The sequence below is a fragment of the Halorubrum distributum JCM 13561 genome (genome assembly GCF_000337395.1).
GTDB classification, from domain to species: Archaea; Halobacteriota; Halobacteria; order Halobacteriales; family Haloferacaceae; genus Halorubrum; species Halorubrum distributum.
In genome coordinates this window covers 13,976-32,708 of sequence record NZ_AOJF01000034.1, presented here as the reverse complement: position 1 = coordinate 32,708, position 18,733 = coordinate 13,976, and the positions used below count along the sequence as shown (strand labels likewise).

20 protein-coding genes are annotated in these 18,733 nt (G+C 71.6%); 11 read left to right on the top strand and 9 right to left on the bottom strand.

Translation table 11 applies throughout. From position 1 onward, the window contains the following. Positions 1 to 33 precede the first annotated feature (33 nt). The 4 genes from C470_RS07600 to C470_RS07585 all read right to left on the bottom strand — a co-directional run bounded on the left by C470_RS07600 (position 34) and on the right by C470_RS07585 (position 4,174). Positions 34 to 1,431 carry an MmgE/PrpD family protein gene (locus C470_RS07600; RefSeq protein WP_008366415.1) on the bottom strand — a complete coding sequence of 466 codons (1,398 nt, stop codon included), beginning with the start codon at positions 1,429 to 1,431 and terminating at the stop codon, positions 34 to 36. Positions 1,432 to 1,504: 73 nt separating this feature from the next. Then, the gene (locus C470_RS07595) at positions 1,505 to 2,806 is read right to left on the bottom strand and encodes an RNB domain-containing ribonuclease (protein ID WP_004598751.1); all 1,302 of its coding nucleotides are present in this window, start codon (positions 2,804 to 2,806) and stop codon (positions 1,505 to 1,507) included. Positions 2,807 to 2,938: 132 nt separating this feature from the next. Further along, positions 2,939 to 3,772 (bottom strand): GIDE domain-containing protein, encoded by an 834-nt coding sequence (locus C470_RS07590; RefSeq protein WP_008366413.1) that lies wholly within the window; start codon positions 3,770 to 3,772, stop codon positions 2,939 to 2,941. Between the two features lie 36 nt (positions 3,773 to 3,808). Beyond that, the gene (locus tag C470_RS07585) at positions 3,809 to 4,174 is read right to left on the bottom strand and encodes a DUF7562 family protein (protein WP_007345843.1); all 366 of its coding nucleotides are present in this window, start codon (positions 4,172 to 4,174) and stop codon (positions 3,809 to 3,811) included. 138 nt (positions 4,175 to 4,312) lie between these two features. Between C470_RS07585 and C470_RS07580 the strand changes: the two genes are divergently transcribed. Both C470_RS07580 and C470_RS07575 read left to right on the top strand, forming a co-directional pair. Beyond that, positions 4,313 to 4,795 carry a cation:proton antiporter regulatory subunit gene (locus C470_RS07580; protein ID WP_004598754.1) on the top strand — a complete coding sequence of 161 codons (483 nt, stop codon included), beginning with the start codon at positions 4,313 to 4,315 and terminating at the stop codon, positions 4,793 to 4,795. Between the two features lie 76 nt (positions 4,796 to 4,871). Further along, entirely contained in the window at positions 4,872 to 6,107 is a 1,236-nt protein-coding gene (locus C470_RS07575; RefSeq protein ID WP_008366410.1) for a cation:proton antiporter, read from the top strand. A gap of 337 nt (positions 6,108 to 6,444) precedes the next feature. On the opposite strand, the gene C470_RS07570 is transcribed toward C470_RS07575, so the two are convergent. After that, positions 6,445 to 6,747 (bottom strand): DUF5789 family protein, encoded by a 303-nt coding sequence (locus tag C470_RS07570; RefSeq protein ID WP_007995162.1) that lies wholly within the window; start codon positions 6,745 to 6,747, stop codon positions 6,445 to 6,447. Between the two features lie 253 nt (positions 6,748 to 7,000). Then, positions 7,001 to 8,158 (bottom strand): aminopeptidase P family protein, encoded by a 1,158-nt coding sequence (locus tag C470_RS07565; protein ID WP_008366409.1) that lies wholly within the window; start codon positions 8,156 to 8,158, stop codon positions 7,001 to 7,003. Positions 8,159 to 8,251: 93 nt separating this feature from the next. On the opposite strand from C470_RS07565, the gene C470_RS16075 reads away from it, so the two are divergent. Then, positions 8,252 to 8,428, top strand: a complete 177-nt coding sequence (locus tag C470_RS16075) for a hypothetical protein (RefSeq protein WP_004598758.1) — start codon at positions 8,252 to 8,254, stop codon at positions 8,426 to 8,428. Between the two features lie 88 nt (positions 8,429 to 8,516). Next, the gene (locus C470_RS07560; RefSeq protein ID WP_008366407.1) at positions 8,517 to 8,747 is read left to right on the top strand and encodes a DUF7543 family protein; all 231 of its coding nucleotides are present in this window, start codon (positions 8,517 to 8,519) and stop codon (positions 8,745 to 8,747) included. A 6-nt stretch (positions 8,748 to 8,753) separates the two neighbouring features. Here C470_RS07560 and C470_RS07555 read toward each other — a convergent pair whose 3' ends face one another. Next, positions 8,754 to 9,107: a hypothetical protein gene (locus C470_RS07555; protein WP_004598760.1), complete on the bottom strand. Its 354-nt coding sequence runs from the start codon at positions 9,105 to 9,107 to the stop codon at positions 8,754 to 8,756. A gap of 65 nt (positions 9,108 to 9,172) precedes the next feature. Beyond that, positions 9,173 to 10,669, bottom strand: a complete 1,497-nt coding sequence (locus C470_RS07550) for a tRNA(Ile)(2)-agmatinylcytidine synthase (RefSeq protein ID WP_008366404.1) — start codon at positions 10,667 to 10,669, stop codon at positions 9,173 to 9,175. 197 nt (positions 10,670 to 10,866) lie between these two features. On the opposite strand from C470_RS07550, the gene C470_RS07545 reads away from it, so the two are divergent. Next, the gene (locus tag C470_RS07545; RefSeq protein WP_004598762.1) at positions 10,867 to 11,838 is read left to right on the top strand and encodes a transcriptional regulator; all 972 of its coding nucleotides are present in this window, start codon (positions 10,867 to 10,869) and stop codon (positions 11,836 to 11,838) included. Positions 11,839 to 11,910: 72 nt separating this feature from the next. Here the strand turns inward: C470_RS07545 and minD are convergent, their stop codons facing one another. Then, positions 11,911 to 13,572: a cell division ATPase MinD gene (minD, locus tag C470_RS07540; RefSeq protein WP_008366402.1), complete on the bottom strand. Its 1,662-nt coding sequence runs from the start codon at positions 13,570 to 13,572 to the stop codon at positions 11,911 to 11,913. Between the two features lie 167 nt (positions 13,573 to 13,739). Between minD and ahaH the strand changes: the two genes are divergently transcribed. The 6 genes from ahaH (at position 13,740) to C470_RS07510 (ending at position 18,733) form a co-directional block, all read left to right on the top strand. After that, entirely contained in the window at positions 13,740 to 14,096 is a 357-nt protein-coding gene (ahaH, locus tag C470_RS07535) for an ATP synthase archaeal subunit H (protein ID WP_007995154.1), read from the top strand. 4 nt (positions 14,097 to 14,100) lie between these two features. Then, on the top strand, positions 14,101 to 16,308 hold the full coding sequence (locus tag C470_RS07530; RefSeq protein WP_049908663.1) for a V-type ATP synthase subunit I: 2,208 nt from the start codon (positions 14,101 to 14,103) through the stop codon (positions 16,306 to 16,308). Between the two features lie 201 nt (positions 16,309 to 16,509). Further along, on the top strand, positions 16,510 to 16,764 hold the full coding sequence (locus tag C470_RS07525; protein WP_004598766.1) for a hypothetical protein: 255 nt from the start codon (positions 16,510 to 16,512) through the stop codon (positions 16,762 to 16,764). 21 nt (positions 16,765 to 16,785) lie between these two features. Further along, positions 16,786 to 17,364 carry a V-type ATP synthase subunit E gene (locus C470_RS07520; RefSeq protein WP_007344169.1) on the top strand — a complete coding sequence of 193 codons (579 nt, stop codon included), beginning with the start codon at positions 16,786 to 16,788 and terminating at the stop codon, positions 17,362 to 17,364. Then, positions 17,361 to 18,407 (top strand): V-type ATP synthase subunit C, encoded by a 1,047-nt coding sequence (locus C470_RS07515; protein ID WP_007344170.1) that lies wholly within the window; start codon positions 17,361 to 17,363, stop codon positions 18,405 to 18,407. Before C470_RS07520 ends, C470_RS07515 begins: the two co-directional genes overlap by 4 nt. Next, positions 18,404 to 18,733, top strand: a complete 330-nt coding sequence (locus C470_RS07510) for a V-type ATP synthase subunit F (protein WP_004598769.1) — start codon at positions 18,404 to 18,406, stop codon at positions 18,731 to 18,733. The genes C470_RS07515 and C470_RS07510 overlap by 4 nt, the downstream gene beginning before the upstream one ends.

Sequence of the window (18,733 nt, the reverse complement as noted above, 5' to 3'; positions counted from 1 at the left end):
TGCGTCCTCACTCTGTCTCCTCACTCTGCGTCCTTACTCCGCTGTCGCCGCGTCGACGAGCTCCGCCACGGACCGTCCGCCGAGCGACTCGACGGTGCTCGCGAGGCGGTCGGCGTCGACGCCACTGCCCGCGAGCAGCCCGGCCGCCTTCTCTTCCGTTTCCGCGGCCGGCATCGGCCGCTCAGGCTCGCCGAGCGGTACGCTCACCGACGCCTCGCGCGTCGCGCCGCCGGCGGTGACGGTCACCCGAGCGCCCCACTCCTCGGGGAACCGCGCTTCGATCTCCGGGTCGGTTCCGACGCTCGTCGCGTCCATCAGCCGGCGGATCTCGGGGTCGTCCCACCGCGGCGGCTCGTCGAGTCGGCCGACGGCTCGCAGGAACGCCTCGGCGTCGGCGGTCCCCTCGGTGAGCGTCAGCGCGGCCGCGAACGGTGCGGAGAACTGACAGTCGACGAACCCGTCGGGCCGGCGCTTCGCGTCGATCGGCTCGCCGGTGAGCCGGACGCCCGCGCTCGGAATCGCGACCTCGACGCTCTCGACCGCGTCGGGGTCGACCTCGGGAGCGATCTCCCGGAGCGCGTCGATCGCCGAGTGGAGGTACCGGCAGCACGGGTAGGGTTTCAGACCCGTCTCCGCGACCGCGTCGCGCTCGCCGATCCGATCGACGGCGGCGGGGTTCGGCTCGTCGGAGTAGCCGGCGAAGAACCCGTGTTCGCCGTCGAGGGGCTCGGCCGCGCCGACGAACCCGGCGGCGGCGAGGTCGGTCGCCTCGATCCCGCGGCGCGCGGCGAGCCCGGGGTGGAGCCGCTTGTTCCACGCGCCGTTCGCGAGGAACTGGAGCGAGCCGGCCGCCTGGCTCCCCGCGATCCCGAACGCGTCCCGGAGCTCGTCGGCGTCGAGGCCGCGGACCACGCCCGCGGCCGCGACGGCCCCGAAGGTCCCGCAGGTCGCGGTGACGTGGAACCCGCGGTCGTAGTGGGCGTCGGGCCCCACCGCCTCCCCGACCGTGCAGGCGACGTCGTAGCCGGCCGCGACGCCCGCGCGGAACCGGTCCGCGGGAATCTCCTCGTCCCCCGTCGCCTCGCCCTCGGCCGCCGCGAGCGCGGCCGCGACCACGGGCGCGCCCGGGTGGAGCGAGGAGGCGAGGTGGGTGTCGTCGAAGTCGAGGCTGTGCGCGAGCGCCCCGTTCGCGAGCGCGGCGTCGGCCGGCGTCAACCGCTCGCCGCTCGGGAGGAGCGTCGCGGTCTCGTCGGTCGCCGGGTCGGGCGTCGGTCCCGCGATCGACCGGACGCCCTCCAGGATCGCCGGCGTGGAGTCCGCGTGGGTCGCGCCGCCGATCGCGACCGCGAACCAGTCGAGGAGGTGCGCCGGGAGGTCCGGTCGGTCGGCGTCGACCGACAGGCAGTGGTCGACGATGCGGTCAGTTACCATGTCGGCGGGTCGTCGCCGCCGGCAATCAAGGTTCGCTCCGCGGCAGTCGCGGTTCGAGGGGCCCGCGCTCGAGTCAGGCCGTGTGCTTCGCTTCCTCGGGGTCCTCGACGACCTCGACGCCGCGGTTGTTGACCGCGTACGGGTCGAGCCCCTGCTCTTGGAGGAACTGCTTGTAGAGCCGCTCGGCGGTCTCGCCGTCCTTCTGCTTGTCGCTGGCGTGGTCGCACAGTTCGACGAGGGTCTCGGGCACGTCGTTCTCGTGGACGATCCAGTGGTTGATCGTGTCCGACAGGCGGCGGATCGGCGAGGTGAAGTGGCCGTAGATGTCGAAGTTGAGCGCGTGGTGGCCCCCGAACGGGTCGTTCATGTACTTCGCGCGGGGCATCACCTTCAGCACGGCGCGCTGTATCTTGTTGAGCTGGCGCTCGGGGGACTCTTCGAGGGCGGCGTTGACCGCCTTCCGGGGGTCGTCGCCCCACGCGTCGCCGGGGATGGAGACGCCGTCGAGCTCCTGGATCTCTTTTAAGGCCTCGTTCCACTGGTCGGGGGTCGGCTGCGGGTGGACGCGGTACATCGCCTCGACGCCGCGGTCCCACATCAGCGTGTGCGTCACCGCCTTGTTCGCCTTCAGCATCGACTCCTCGATGATGGTGTGCGCGCGGTCGCGACGGGGGTTCAAGACGAGCGAGCCGTCCGCCTTGCGCTGCTCGTGCATCCGGTCCGCGAGCTCGAAGGCGAGCTGGTTCTCCTCGCTCAGGGGCAGGTCGGGGTCCTCCAGCCGGTTCTCGCACTCCTTGTAGGTGAGCCGCTCGTCGGAGTTGATGACGGACTTGTAGATGTCGATGTCCTCGAACGAGAGCGTCTCATCGTCGATCTCCATCTCGACGGTGTGCGCGAGCCGGTCCTCGTTCGGGACGAGCGAGCAGACGGTCTCCGCCAGCACCGGCGGGAGCATGTGGATCGTGTAGTCCGGCAGGTAGACGGTGTTGGCGCGCTCGACCGCCTCCTCCCACATCGCGGTGTCGGGCGTGACGTAGTGGGTCACGTCGGCGATGTGGACCCACAGGCGGTAGGCGCCCTCCTCGCGCTGGATGGAGATGGCGTCGTCGAAGTCCTGCGCGTCGACCGGGTCGGTGGTCCACGTGGTGAGGTCGCGGAGGTCCTCGCGCTCGTCGACCTCGGCTTCGATCTCCTCGTAGACGCCCTCGGTCCGGGCCTCGGCCTCGCGGAGGACCTCGCTCGGGAACTCGTCGCGGATCTCGAACTCCTCGAACAGCTCCTCGCGCTTCTCCGCGAGGCGGTCCGCGAGCGCCGGCGTGATCGTCACGGGGCCCTGGTCCTCGGCGGACCCTTGCTTCGGCTCGTCGTCTGACATACCTCCACCAACGCGGGTCCGTTAGAAAGGCCTGTCGGGCGGGGGAGCGCGGCGCTGGCGGCGCGAGCGGCGAGCCCTCCGCGTGCGGCCGGGACGCGCGGCCGGGACGCGGCCCGCGGTCGCAGAGCGGCCTCAGACGAGCGTCGTGACGATCGGCGACAGCAGCAGGGCCCCGACGCCGAACGCGACGGCGCCGAGGAGGATCGGGACCGCCGACCCCCCGACCATTCGGAGCGCGGTCCGCCGCGCGCTCGCGTCGGAGACGACGAACGGCGAGCCGTCCGCGATCCGGGATTTCACCTCGCCGACGGGCGCGTCCGGGAACGCCTCGCTGTCGCCGACGACCGTCACCTCGTCGCCCGGGCGGAGCGTCCGCTGGACGTAGCGGCGCCGCGGGTCGTCGCCGATCGTGAGCGGCCCGACCTCGTACCCCGTCTCCGTGTCGTCGACCTCGTCGACCGCGTCGATGAACCCCCGGACGCGCTCGGGCGGCTCCTCGCCGGCGTCGAGCTTGACCTTCTCGTCGACGGCGAGCGAGAACGCCGCCGCCGCGGGGTCGACCCGGACGCCGGTCCCGCCGTCGTCGACGCGGAAGGGGACGCCGGCCTCGCCCCCGTCGATCGTGACCCACGACTGCCCTTTCCCTTGGCTGCGGAGCTCGGAGACGTCGTACTCGACGCAGCAGCACGGGTCGCCGCCGAACGGCGCGGGGAGGGTCTCGTCGTCGACCGCGGCGACGCGGCCCGTGACCCGTATCCGCCGCTCCGCGCCGTCGAGCCCGGCCGGACTCGTCGCCGTCGTTCGGAGGAGCCGGACCGCGTCGACGGTGCCGCTCGCGCCGCGCGCGAGGAACGCGACGCCGAGGGCCAGTGCGGCGACGCCGATGGCGGTCGGGACTGGGTCGGCGGCGTCAATTGCGATCGAAACAGGGTCGAAAGCGGCGGCTGCCACGTGGAGGGCGCGCATGCGTACGGTCGCGGTACCGGGCCGCGAGGTGTAGGATTATCGGTCGCGGTCGCGGTCGGAACGCGTGCGGTCCGAGGGGCCGCGGTCCGAGCGGCTCCCCGCGCCGCCCTCGCCGGTCCGGTCGTCGGCGTCGTCAGCGACCGCCTCGGCGTAGCGGTCGAGGAACTCCTCGGTGGAGAGGCCGTCCGACTCGATCGAGAGGATCAGCGATTCGAGGCCGTCGCGCGGCTGGTGGGAGATCTCGTCGTCGCAGTCGGCACAGAGGTACTCGAACTCCTTGTCGCGCCGGTTCCAGCGGTCGCCCTCCTTGTCGTACTCGCGGGCGTCCTCCCGCAACACCGAGTCCCCGCACGCGATGCACACCACCGTCCGCCGGTCCCGACTCCCTCGGGAGCGCCACATACGACTCCCCTCGGTCCCGCCCCACTTAGCGTTTGGTGCGCGGCAGACGCCCGTCGGACGGGGATTCTGAACGGCCGCCTCCCGCGGCCCCCGGGGGCCGACGTACAGACATATTACGGTGGGCGCGCTGGAGCCCGTATGACGATCACCGAGTCCGACCTCCCGGGGGTCGGCAAGAAGTTCGAGATCGAGCTCGACGGCGGCGAGGAGATGATCGTCGTCATCCACAACACCGGGAAACGCGAGGTGTTCCGGCGGCGCGACCCGGACGCCGACTCCGAGAAGGCGTTCGAGTTCTCCGACGACCTCGCGCGGACGATCGGCTCGATCATCGAGGGGGCGTACTTCCAGCCGGTCGAGCCCGACACGCAGGAGACGACGCTGCCGGGCGGCATCCTCTTGGAGTGGTACGAGCTCCCGCCCGGGTCGCCGCTGGTCGGCGAGACGCTGGAGAGCGCAGACATCGGTAACCGGACGGGGCTCGCCGTCGTCGCCATCCAGCGCGGCGACGAGGTGCTCGAAAGCCCGGACGCGGGCACCACCCTCCGCGAGGGCGACACCCTGATCGGGGTGGGTACCCGCGAGAACTGCGCGGCGTTCGAGGAGATCCTCACCGGATGAGCGGTCGGGACGGCGCCGCCGGCTTCGGCGCGTCGGGGCGCGGCGGTACGATCCGCGCGCCCGGGGGTGACCGGTAGTGGCGCTGCTCGACGTCGGCGTCATGTTCGTCGCGGTCGCGGCCGCCGGCGCGCTCGCGAACCGCCTCGGCCAGTCCGTGATCCCCGCGTACATCCTCGTCGGAATGCTGCTCGGGGAGTACGTCCTCGGCCGACTCGCGCTCCCGGTGATCGGGACCGCCTACGTCCCCGAGACGGAGTTCATCTCGCTCGGCGCGGAGCTGGGGATCGTCTTCCTCCTCTTCTTCCTCGGCCTGGAGTTCAACCTCGACCGGCTGCTCGCCCGGCGGGGACCGATCGGGACGGCGGGGACGATCGACCTCGCGAACTTCGGGGTCGGGCTCGTCCTCGGCTGGCTCGTCTTCGGCGCGTTCCTCCCGGCGTTTCTGATCGCCGGGATCGTCTACATCTCCTCGTCGGCGGTGATCACGAAGTCGCTCATCGACCTCGGCTGGATCGCCAACGACGAGGCGGAGCCGATGCTCGGCACCCTGGTGTACGAGGACCTGTTCATCGCCGTCTACCTCTCGGTCGCGTCCGCCCTGGTCCTCGGCGGCGGCGACGTCGCCGCGGCCGCGGTCGACGTGGGGATCGCCTTGGGGTTCATCGCCGCGCTGTTCGCGGCCGTCCGGTTCGGCACCCCGCTGTTCGACCGGCTCGTCGCGACGGACAACCGGGAGTTCGTGGCGCTGCGCGCGGTGGCCGCGGTCGTGTTCCTCGCCGGCGCGGCGCTCGCGCTCGGCGTCAGCGAGGCGGTCGCGGCGTTCTTCGTCGGCATGGCGTTCGCCCCGACCGAGCAGGCGCACACGATCGAGACGATCCTGGAGCCGGTCCGGGACCTGTTCGCCGCGGTGTTCTTCTTCTGGATCGGGCTCGTCACCGACCCCGCGCTGTTCGCGGACGTCGCCGCGCTCGTCGCGCTCGCCGTCGTCGTCACCACGCCGACGAAGGTCGTCACCGGCTACCTCGCGGGGCGCGCCTTCGACCTCGACGTCCGCCGGTCGACCCGGGTCGGGCTCGGGATGACCACCCGCGGCGAGTTCTCGCTGATCATCGCGACCGTCGCGGTCACCGGCGCGAACGCCGGCTCGTTCGACCCGGCATTGGCGGGGACGATCAACGCGTTCGCGGTCGGCTACGTCCTCGTGATGGCGGTGCTGGGGACGACGCTGATGGGGTACTCCGCGCCGTTCGAGTCGATCGCGACCACGTGGCTGGACCGTGGTGGCGCGGACGGCAGCGGGGCGAGTGGGTGAAAACGTCGGTGCGGCGGGCGTTTATTTATAAATAGTCGTCAGCTCGTCGGCGGCGAACACCGCCAAGGCCCCAGCGGGCGGCGGAGCCGCCGGCGACTGCCCCTTTGAGTCCCACCCCGCACCGCTCCGCACAGCACCTCACGCCTCCCCAGCCTCGTCGGGCGCGTCCGTCGGGCTCCCTTCGGTCGCCCTCGGCGCGCCCGACTCCCNACTCCCTCGCGCGTGCTCCTCGCGGCCGCCTTCGGCGGCCACTCGGAGGCACGCGCCGACCGCCGATTTATAAATGCCTCTCGTCGTCTCGGCGGCTGTTTATAAATAGAACCCTCGCGTTCGGCGGTTACTCGGTCGCGACCGGGCCGCGGCCGACGACGTCCTCGACCGCCTGGACGAAGTCGCTCCGGCTCTCGAAGAGGGGGACCTCGGACTCCGCGAGCACGTCGTCGAGCGTCTGCGGGCCGTCGGGCGTCCGGATCTCGGCGTCGCCCTCCTGCTCGCGGACGTCGCTGTTCTTCGCGGGCCAGGTGAGCCGCGACGCGACGCGGGCGACCGGCTCGCCGGCCACGTCTGGCCCGTCGCCGAGCTCGACCGCCGGCTCCGCTTCCGCCTCCTCGTCTCCCTCGTCCGCGTCTGTGTCGCTCATGCCCCGCGGTTCCGCTCGGGCGACACTAATGGTTTCGATGCCGCTCGGGGGCTCGCGGGGGCGCACCCGCGAGGCCGCACCCGACGGGGCCGTCGCCGGCTCGGTCCGACTCTGCGAATACACCCGAAATAATTCGGTAATACTGTTATATTATCCGGCCGTAATTTCCGGTTGGGGGCACGGCACACGACTCCCGTATTCGCGTGTCGAGCGCCGACACGCCGGTCTCCGCGTTTTCCTCTCGTACCGCTCGTCACGCCCAACCGCGGTCGGTCTCGTTCAGCCGTTCGCAGCCGTCCTCGGTGACGACCACGAGGTCCTCTATCCGGCAGCCGAACCGCCCGTCGAGGTAGACCCCGGGCTCGACGGAGCAGACCATCCCCGGCTCCAGCGGGCGGTCGTTGCCCGCGACGAGGTACGGCTCCTCGTGGACGTCCAGGCCGACGCCGTGGCCGGTCCGGTGGACGAACGCGTCGCCGTACCCCGCCGCCTCGATCACGTCGCGCGCGGCGCGGTCGACGGCCGACGCGGGGACGCCCGGTTCGACCGCCTCCACGCCGGCCGCCTGCGCCTCGCGCACGACCTCGTGGACCTCGGCGTACGCCTCGCTCGGCTCGCCGCCGAAGACGAGCGTCCGCGTCTGGTCGGACGGGTAGCCGTCGACGCGCGTCCCGAAGTCGAGGACGACCGGCTCGCCCGCCCGGATCTCGCGGTCGCCGTGGCCGTGGTGCGGCTTCGCGCCGTTCTCGCCCGCCGCGACGACCGTCTCGAAGCTGACCCCGCGCCCGCCGCGCTCGGCCAGCCGGTCCGCGATCCGGTCGGCGAGGGCGGCCTCGGTCATGCCGACCGCGTCGTCCCCCAGCTCGCGGAGGTCGCCGACGACCGCGTCCGCGACGCCGGCCGCCTCGCGGAGCGCCGCCAGCTCGGCCTCGTCCTTCCGGACCCGGAGGTCCGCGAGCGCCTCGCTCGCGAGCCCCCACGTCGCGTCGGGCGCCGCCGCGCGCAGGTCCTGCGTGAACCGCGCCCACATCGTGTCGTCGACGAGGAGCCGCCCGGCGTCGAGCCCCCTGTCCGCGAGCAGCTCCCGCGTCGCCGCGACGGGGTCGTCGCCGTCGCTCCACGTCCGTATCTCCGCGACGCTCGTCGCCTCCCGGACCTGCGTCTCGTACAGCGCCGGCGCGAGCAGCGCCGGCTCCGGGTCGGCCGCGCTCGCCGCCGGCACGACGAGGAAGAAGTGGCGCTCGCCGGGCTCCTCGGCGAAGCCGGTGAGGTACTGGAGGTTGCGGCTCGGGAACGCGACCAGCCCCGCCGCGTCCACCTCGTCGAGCCGGCTCGCGGCCCGCTCGCGTCGTCGATCGTGCGGTCTCGTCGACTCCTCCCCCGACAGGTCCGCGTGTGCGTCGTCGGTCACGCGCCGGAATTCGGACTCGGTATATAAGTAGGGTGGCGTTGACCGGGCAGCAAGCGGCGCATAACTACGCCGGATCGGCCGCTACGCGATAGCATGTCAACCGAGAACGCCGCGACGTTCGACTGCCCGGAGTGCGACGTGTCCGCCCCCTCGACGTCGGTGCCGTACGACTCGCTCGGCTACGTCGTCTGCCCGGTGTGCGGATACGCCGCCACGCCGGATCCGGAGCGGTCGCCGAGCGCCGATGGGTCGCCGAGCACGGGGGACTGACTCGGTCCCGGATCGCCTTGCCGAACGCGGCGCCGCGCCGCGGCCTCGGAACCGCACCGCTTTAGCCGCGGGGCGCGTCCGGCCGGGTATGAGCTGGTCGCTGGAGCGCGACGACGGTACGATCTCCGAATGGGAGCGGTCGGACGGGTACGCGACCGTCAGGCTCCGCGAGCGCGCGGCGGGCGGCTTCGTCGCCCGCCTCGACGTGATGGAGCAGGCGGCCGACGAGTCGGCCTACGAGCGGGTCCGGTTCGACGACCGCGAGGCCGCCGAAGCGCGAGCGACCGAGTGGCGCGACGCCCGCGACCTCGACGAGTAGCGCGGACTACTCGATGTCGACCGCGTCGTCGAGGAAGACCTGGCACTCCACGGTCCGGCCCTCGGGATCCTCGGCGAAACACTGGTAGATGTCGTACGTCTCGTTCGCTCGCGGCTCTTTCACGACCGCGTCGCCGAGGGCGTCCGCGGCCGCGTCGACCCCCTCACGGTCCGGGTAGACGAACGTGAGGATGCCGCAGTCGTCGGCCGCGTCGCGCTCGCAGAACCCGAACAGGAACCCGTCGAACTCCAGGATCGTACAGTCGGGCTGTTCGAGGCGCACGGTCGCGTCCAGCCGCTCGCGGTAGAACTCGACGACCGCGTCGCGCCGCTCCGTCGCGTGGAAGACGATTCCGGTCACGTCCGGCCGCTCGCGCGGCGATCACTTCATCGCACCGGAGGCCCGTTGTCACACCAGACGGCTGGTTATCGCTCCGGGTGCGTCGGGGCGTCGAACCCGCCGCGGACGAGCGGTTTCGCGACGTGGCGGCGCGCGCTCGGCGGCACCTCGTACCACCCGGCTTCGAGGTCGCGATCGATCGGCTCCGCGACCTTCCCCGGCGCGCTCGTCCCGCAGTCGCGACACCGGTACCCCTGCCCCTTCCCCGCCGACGACATCGAGCGCCCGCAGTCCGGGCAGGTCGGGACCGCGGGCGCGGTCCGAACGAGGTCGCGAACGGCGAGCTTCTCAAGCTTCAGGGTGCTCTCGGGGCCGTCCGCGTCGTTCCGCACCTCGTGTTCCCCGCAGAGCGTGACCCGGTCGCCCGGTCGGAGCGCACGGACCCGGTCGCGGAACCGGCCCGTAGGCGCGAACGCGACGGCGCGGAGGGAGCCACCGGAACCGACGCGGAGGGAGTCACCGGAATCCAGCGTGTCGCGGTCGCCCGCGACCTCGACGTGGACGTGGCCCCCCTGTTTCGTCTCCGGCGCGCTCGCCACCTTCCCGGCGACCCGGTAGCCGGCGCCGTCGCGGAGGTCGCCGATCCGCCCCGGCGCGAGGTGGGCGTCGGTGCCCTGGTTCGTCAGGAAGGTCGCCGCGCGGTCGACCGCCTCGCCGTCGATGTCGGCCGCGACGTCGCGGCACGCGGTCGGGTCGTCGCCCCGGATCCCGTGGAGGATCGGGCCCGGTGCGTTGGGCACGCAGACCGCGGCGCCCGTCTCGCGGTCGACGGTGTCCCAGACGGTCGGGTACCCCGCGTCGGCGGCGGCGAAGACGCTCTCGGCGTCGACCTCGCGGGGCGTCCCGCAGCGGTCGAGCTCGCGGTATGAGATCCGCTCGAACGTCCAGTCATCGAACGCGGCCGGCGCGCCCACCGCCGCGAGCGCGCCGATCCGCCCCCGTCCCGCGACGGCGTCGGCGTCGTCCGCCCCCACCGCTCCGCCCGCTCCGTTCGCCCCGCCGGCCCCCTCCGCTCCGCCCGCTCCGTTCGCCCCGCCGGCCCCCTCCGCTCCGCCCGCTCCGTTCGCCCCGCCCGCCGAGCCCACCGCGGCGTGTCGGAACCCGTGCTCCTCGGCCAGCTCGACCGCCTCCGCGACGGAGAGCCGCTCGCGGAGCGCGCGTCGCGCGAACGCGGCGACCGCGTCGGGGATCGGCGCCCCGGTCGGGTCGAAGGGGTCGCCGTCGACGTCGCGGTCGGCGACGACGACGCCGGGCGAGGTCCGCGGGTCGGCGGCCGCGGCGAACTCCGCGACCGTCTCGACGGCGACGGTCGCGGCCCGGTCGGCGTCGAGGCCGGAGACGTGGAGCGCGACCGCGGCGTTCCCGCGCGTCTTGTGTTTCACGGCCGGGTTCAGGCGGACGAGCAGCCGCCGCCGGATCCGGCCACCGTCGTCCGCGAGCCGCTCCGCGATCCGCGTCGCCACGTACGTCGTACACATCCCGCGCTCGCGGGAGTCGGTGTCGTCGACGGCGACGATCGGCATGCGACGGGGTTCGTGACGGCGCGACAAGCCCCTTTCGAGGGCGGTCGGATGGCTCCGGAGGCAGCCGACCCGCTCGCGGTGCCGGTCGAGTATTTAACCGTTTCCCGTGCTGAACGCGGAAAATCGCAGGCGGGCGGCAGTTTCGTCGGGAGCGCGACGACACAACGCATATATACGCCGAGCCGCTTGTTCCGGCTATGTCCCGGACTGCGCTCATCGGGAACGTCACCGCGATGCTGGAGGACGCAGGGTTCCTCGTCAGCGACCGGTGTGCGGTCCGGCCCAAGAGCTTCGACGTGGCGGCCCGCCGCGACGAGGACCTCCTCCTCTTAAAGATCCTCGGCAACGTCGACGCCCTCGACGCGGAGACCGGCGCGGAGATGCGCCGGCTCGGCGAGTACCTCAGGGGGACGCCGATGGTGATCGGGATCCGCACCCGCGACGAGGAGCTGAAGCCCGGCGTCGTCTACTTCCGACACGGCGTGCCGGTGATCAACCCCGACACCGCCTACGACCTGTTCGTCGAGGGGATGCCGCCGCTCATCTACGCGGCCCCCGGCGGGCTGTACGTCAGCCTCGACGGCGACCTGCTCGCCGACGAGCGCGAGGAGCGCGGCTGGTCGCTCGGCCGCCTCGCGAACGAGCTGGGCGTCTCCCGGCGCACCGTCTCGAAGTACGAGGACGGGATGAACGCCTCCATCGAGGTGGCGATCCAGCTGGAGGAGCTGTTCGACCAGCCGTTCTCCAGCCCCGTCGACGTGCTCGACGGCGCCGACGAGGTCCGCGACTCCGAGCCGACGCCCTCGGCGCCCGAGGCGGACCCCGACGACGAGCACGTCCTCGGCGTGCTCACGAGCGCCGGCTTCACCGTCCACCCGACCGCCCGCGCCCCGTTCAAGGCCGTCTCGGAGGACGAGGACAGCCCGGCGACGCGCGTGCTCACCGGCCACTCGGCGTTCACCGCCGCGGCCGAGAAGCGCGCCCGGATCATGTCCTCCATCGGCGAGGTGGCACAGACCCGATCGGTGTACTTCACCGAGGAGGACGAGAAGCGCGAGTCCGTCGACGGCACCGCTCTGGTCTCCTGCGAAGAGCTCGCCGCGGTCACCGACCCCGAGGAGATCCGCGAGCTGATCCGCGACCGCGCCCGCGCCCCCTCGGAGGCCTGACGGCGTCACGGCCGTTCGACCAGTTTTCGCGCTCCACCTTTACGGCTGAACAGCCTCCCTCGTCGGCCGGCCTCACCGACCGAGGAGCCGGCTGAAGAACCCGCCGTCCTTCTCCGGCCCCTCGTCGTCGTCCGCACCCGACCCCTCCCCGTTGCCGTCTTCCGCCCGCTCGTCGTCCGCCGCCGTCTCGTCGCCCGCGTCCGCCTGCTCGTCGTCCGCGTCCGCCTCGCTCTCGCCGTCCTCCTCCGACAGCACGGTGTTCATCGTCCCGGTGTCGTCGTCGCGGAACGGGATGCTGCCGGCGAGCTCGTCGTCGATGTCGTCGTCCGCCGCCGTCGGCTCGTCGCCCGCTCGCCTCTCGTCTCCGTCGCGCTCGGCGGCCGACTCGCGCGCCGTCTCGTCCGCGTCGGGGATCGTGTCCGACTCCTCGTCCGTCGCGGCCTCGGGGCCGGTGGCCTCGAGTTCGGCAGCCGCTCTCCCGCCGCTCACGGACTCGTCACCGGCGTCGGGTCTGCCGGCATCGTCGCTCTCGGTCGCCTCTTGATCGGCGTCGATGCCCTCGCGAGCCGCCCCGTCGCCCTCGTCGACGGACTCCTCCGGCTCGTCGCCGTCGTCGGGTGTTCCCTCGTCGGTCGTCTCGCCTCCGTCATCGTCGGAGGCCTCGCTCCTGCCGTCACCCGTGCCGTCGCCGTCTTCGTCGGTGTCGTCGTCCGCGACGTCCCCCGCCGCTTCGCTCTCGCTCGCGACGATGATGTCCTCGCCGTCGCCCGGCTCCGCCACCCCGGCGGCGTCGGGGTCCGCGACGATGATGTCCTCGTCCTCGTCGGTTCCTTCCTCGTCCTCCGGACCAATGTCGTCATCGTCCGAGTCGCCACCGTCCGAGTCGTCGCTCGCCGGCTCGTCATCATCGGCCGCCGGTCCGTCGTCGACGATCACCGCGTCGTCGTCCGCCGCGTCCGGTTCGGCCTCGTCGTCGCCGTGCGCGTCGTCCCCGCCCGCTGCGACCGCGGCCGCGGGCTCGTCGAGCCCGGGCCCCTCCACGTCCGCGCCGGTCAGCGCTCGTGCCAGGTCGCGGTACGCCCGCGTCGCCGGCGCGTCGGGCGCGGCGGAGAGCAGCGGGCGGTTCGCCGCCGCGGCCCGGGCCACGGCCTCGTCGTCCGGGACTCGTCCGAGGACTGCGGCGTCGAGCAGGGCCGTGACGACCTCGTCGGTGTCGTCGGTCACGCGGGTGATCGCGGCGCCCGCGACCGTCCCGCCGAGGCGCTCGGTCAGCTGTCGCGTCTTCTCGGTGTCGCCGAGGGCGCTCCGCTCCGGGGTGGAGACGAGCAGCGTCTCGTCGGCGATCGCGAGCGGGAGCGTCGAGTCGTGCGACAGGCCGGCGCCCGCGTCGACGAACACGTAGTCCGCGTCGTCGAACGCCTCGACGACCCGGCGGAGCCCCGACGGATCAGCGGCCGCGTACGCGTCGAGGTCGGTCGCCCCCGGGACGACCCGGAGCCCCGACGGCCCCTCGCGGACCGCCGCCTCCGGGTCCGCCTCGCCGGCGAGGACGTCGTGGAGGGTGGTCTCGCCCGGGGTCACCCCGACGGCGCCCGCGAGGTTCGCCATGCCGAGGTCGGCGTCGATCGCGACGACGTCGGCGCCCGAGTCCGCCAGGATCGTCGCCAGCGCGGCGGTCGTGGTGGTCTTCCCGACGCCACCCTTCGCCGACGCGACCGCATACACCGTTGCCATACGGTGAGGGTCCGGCGACTGCTACTTAAATGTAGGCGGCGGCGACCGGCGTTGCCGGCCGGGTTCGGTCCGCGACCGGTCTATATCGGCGAGAAACGGGCCGAACCCCCCGCGCACTTTCGCAAACACCTTATACGTCGCTTGTAGAGTTTCAGGCGATTAGTAGCATGGCGAGACCAGAGGTGCTCAACTCGATCAAGGAGGCCGAACGGGAGGCGGACGAGATCATCGCGGACGCGGAGTCGGACGCCGAGGAGCGCCTCGCCGAAGCTCGAAAGCGCGCGGACGAGATCCGCGCCGAGGCCGAGGAGGAGGCGGAAGCGGAGGCCCAAGAGCGGCTCGAAGCGGCCCGCGAGGAGATAGCGGAGCGGCGCGAGGAGATCCTCGAATCGGGGCGCGACGACCGCGACGAGCTCGAACGCGAGGCCCGCGACCGGGTGGAATCGGCCGTCGACTACGCCGTCGAGCAGTTCGAGGCGGCGGTTCACGACCAGGCCGAGGAGGCGGTGGATGCTCAGGCCTGAGCAGATGAGCCGGGTGTCGGTGACGGGCTCGAAGCGCGTCATCGACGACGTCATCGAGGCGGCGTACGCCCACCACTCCCTGCACGTCACGGACTACGACGACCGGTACGAGGGGTTCGACCCCGGAACGTCGCTCGAGGGCGCCGAGACGGTTAACGAGCGCCTCGTGACCGTCCGGTCGCTTGAGAGCATCCTCGACGTCGACGAGGACGACGCCGACGTCGCCCGGTCGCTGGACGACGACGAGCTCGTCGACGAGCTCGAACGCGTCCGCGAGCGGGTCAACGAGCTCAACGACGAGCGCGACGAGCTCCAGGCCGCGATCCGCGACCGGCAGGAGGAGATCGACCGGCTGGAGCCGTTCGCCGAGCTCGGGATCGACCTCGAGTACCTGCGCGGCTACGACTCGGTCGAGGTCGTCGTCGGCGAGGCCAAGCCCGCGGCCGTCGAGGCCGCGCTCGGAGACGCCGACTCGATCGACGTCTTCGACGTGTTCGTCGGCGGCGACGTGGTCGCCATCGTCGCGCGGCCGACCGACCCGGACGCCGAGGGCGTCGTTCAGGACGCGCTCGTCGGCGTCGACATCGCGCTGCTCGACGTCCCCGACGCGGACGCGAGCCCCGAGGAGTACGTCGCGGAGCTGGAGGCCGAGCAGGCCGACCTCCGCGACGAGCTCGACGCCGTCGAGCGCGAGCTCGAATCGGTGAAGGAGGAGGCGGCGGGCTTCCTGCTTCGCGCCGAGGAGGAGCTCACCATCGAGGCCGAGAAGAAGGAGGCGCCGCTCTCCTTCGCGACCACCGAGAACGCCTTCGTCGCGGAAGGGTGGGTGCCGACCGAGTCGTACCCCGACTTCGAGGCGGCGGTCGTCGACGCGGTCGGCGACCACGTCGAGGTCGAGGAGCTCGAACGCGCCTCGTTCACCCCCGACGGCGACCACCACACCGAGTCGGTCGACGACGAGAGTGGCGGATCCGCGGCGGAGAGCGCCGCGTCCGCGGACCGCGAGACGGAAACGGCTGTCGCCACCGACGGCGGCCACGCGGCCCACGGCACCGACGACCCGCCGGTCGTCCAGGATAACGGCAGCGCGGCCGGGCCGTTCGAACTGCTCGTTCAGGCGTTCGGTCGCCCGAAGTACTCGGAGTTCGACCCGACGCTCCTCGTCTTCCTCACGTTCCCGGCGATGTTCGGGTTCATGATCGGCGACGTGGGGTACGGCGTCCTCTACGCCGCCATCGGGTTCTTCATGTACTCCAAGTTCGACGGCGCCTTCCGCGAACTGGGCTCCGTCGCGATGTGGGCCGGCGGCTTCACGATACTGTTTGGCATCTACTACGGTATCGACCTGTTCGGCTACCACGCCTACCAGCTGCTCGGGATCCACTGGCCGGTCGAAGTCAAGGGGCTCTCGCCCGCCGACCTCGACTGGGGCCTGTCTTTCCTCGTCGTGAGCGTCGTGTTCGGGATCCTTCACCTGAACGTCGGCCACGTGCTCTCGTTCGTGAGCACCGCCCAGCAGCACGACCTGAAACACGCCGTCTACGAGGCCGGCTCGTGGCTGTTGATCCTCAACGGCGCGTGGATCTGGATCTTCAGCCGGGTGTTCCCCAACGCGAAGCCCGACTTCCTGTTCGAGGCCGTCTCGGTCCTGACGTTCGGCGCCGTCTCGTTCGGCGGGTTCCCGGTGCTGATCGGTTGGGCCGGCGCGGCCGCCGCGGTGCTCGGGCTCGTCCTGCTCGGGATCGGCGAGCCGCCGGAGCTGGCCGAGTTCCTCTCGCCCGTCGTCAACGTCATCTCGTACGCCCGGCTCATGGCCGTCCTGCTCGCGAAGGGCGGGATGGCGCTCGCGGTGAACCTGCTCGCGTTCGGCGCGTACATCGACGACGGCGGCGACGGGAGCTTCCACTTCATCTTCAGCGCGGATTACCTCTCGTACGTCCAGAGCCACCCGGAGGACTACGAGCTCGTCTTCGCGGGGATCACCACGGCGTTCGACCCCGCCTCGATCGGGCTCGTCGGGGTCGTCGCCCTCGTGGGCGGCATCGTCGTGGCCGTCGTCGGCCACATCGTCGTCCTCCTGCTCGGGGTCACCTCCGCCGGCATTCAGGCGGTCCGCCTTGAGTACGTGGAGTTCTTCGGGAACTTCTACGAGGGCGGCGGTCGCGCGTATCTCCCGTTCGGTCGCGACCGGAAGTACACCCGCGACGACTGACGGCCGGATCGGTCTCCGGCCGACGGTCGGTCTCGTCGCCTCGCGTGCGGTCGAACCCGGCAATCACGTCGGGTTTTGACGCGAATAGCACCCGCTTTCCCGCTGTTCTCCCGGATTCTGTTCGGTCGTTTTGGGAAGCTTTATGACTCCAGTAGGGGCAAATAGCAACCGTTCGGAGACGAGCAACAGCAACTACTACCAATGTTTGAAGCTACCAACGAACTCGGGAACCTCGTACTGTCGACCGGTGGAACGCTGACTGACCCCAACGCCGCGGCGGCGCTCGCCGTCGGGCTCGCGGCGCTGGGCGCAGGCTACGCGGAGCGCGGTATCGGGTCGGCCGCCGTCGGCGCGATGGCCGAGGACGACGACCTCTTCGTCAACGGGCTCATCCTGACGGTCCTTCCCGAGACGATCGTCATCCTCGCGCTCGTCGTCGTCTTCATCGTCGGGTAACTCTCCAGCGTTTTTCAACCAATGAGTTTGGAAACCGTCGTTGAGGACGTTGAAGATGAGGCCCGCGCGCGTGCGGAGGAGATCCGCGAACAGGCCGAGGCGGAGGCCGACGAGATCGTCGCCGACGCCGAGGCCGACGCGGAGCGCATCCGCGAGGAGCGGCTCACCGAGGTCGAGAGCCAGATCGACCAGGAGCGCGAGCAGACGCTCTCCTCGGCGAAGCTCGAGGCCAAACAGGAGCGGCTGGGCGCCCGCCGCGACGTCTTGGAGGACGTCCGCGACGACGTCGAGGCGGCGATCGCCGGCCTCGACGGTGACGACCGCCGCGAGCTCACCGAGGCCCTACTCGACGCGAGCCTCGCGGAGTTCGACGACGACGAGGACGTCGCCGTCTACACCCGCGCCGAGGACGTCGAGCTGCTCGAGGAGCTCGTCGCGGACCGCAACGCCGAGGTCGACGGGGAAGTCGACTGCCTCGGCGGCGTCGTCGCCGAGAGCGACACCTCCCGCGTTCGCGTGAACAACACGTTCGACTCGGTCCTGGAGTCCGTCTGGGACGACGAGTTGAAGAACATCTCGGAGCGGCTGTTCGACCAATGAGCGCCGCCGGTAGCTCGAACCCCGAGTACGTCGTCGCGCGGGTTCGTGCCCGCCGCGGCAGCCTCTACGGGGACGAGGAGTACCGCAAGCTCACCCGGATGGGGCCGGCCGAGATCGCTCGGTTCATGGAGGAGTCGACGTACGGCGCGGAGATCAACGCGCTCGGCAGCCGCCACGGCGGCGTGGACCTGATCGAGTACGCGTTGAACCGGAACCTCGCCGAGCAGTTCGACGCCATCCTCGACTGGAGCGAGGGGTCGCTGTACGACCTGATCGCCCGGTACCTCCGGAAGTTCGACGCCTGGAACGTGAAGACGGTCATCCGCGGCGCCTACACCGACGCGGACCAGTCGGCCGTCGAGGTCGACCTGATCCGCGCCGGCGAGTTCGACGACCGCCGGATCCGCCGCCTGCTGGAGGCGGACTCGATCGACGCCGTGATCGAGGTCCTCGAAGACACGATCTACGGGGAGCCGCTGCGTGAGGCGTACGCGGAGTACGAGGAGACGGACGTGCTGGTGCCCTTGGAGAACGCGGTCGACCGCGCGTTCTACGAGCGGCTCCTCTCCGGGCTCGGCGGCGACGAGCCGACCCGGCAGTACGAGTCGTTCCTCAAGGCGGAGGTCGACTTCCGGAACGCGACGAACGCGCTCCGGCTCGCCCGTTCGGGCGCGGACATCGACCCCGCGGCGTACTTCATCGAGGGCGGCGACCTGTTCACCCGGTCGTCGCTCGCTCGGCTGGCGCAGAACCTCGACGAGCTCGTCGAGTTCATCGGCGACAGCCAGTACGGCGACGAGCTCGGGCCCGCGCTGCGCGAGCTCGAGGAGGCGGACAGCCTCATCGCGTTCGAACACGCGATCGACGGCGCCCTGCTCGCGTACGGCGACCGGCTCGGCACGATCCACCCGGTGTCGGTCACCCCGGTTATCTCGTACATCCTCGCGAAGGAGCGCGAGACGGAGAACATCCGGGCGATCGCTCGCGGGAAGGAGGCCGGCCTCTCGCCCGACGAGATCGAATCGGAGCTGGTGATAACATGAGCCAGGAGATAGCGGTCGTCGGCAGCCCGGAGTTCACGACCGGATTCCGCCTCGCCGGCGTCCGGGCGTTCGAGAACGTCCCGGACGACGAGAAGGAGGAGAAGCTCGACGACGCCGTCGAGCGGACGCTCGACGACGAGGGCGTCGGCATCATCGTGATGCACGACGACGACCTCGACCACCTCTCGCGGGGGACCCGCGAGGCGGTCGAGGGGAGCATCGAGCCGGTCCTCGTGACGCTCGGCGGCTCCGGCGCCGGCAGCGGCGGGCTGCGCGACCAGATCAAACGCGCCATCGGCATCGACCTGATGGAGGAAGACGACTAA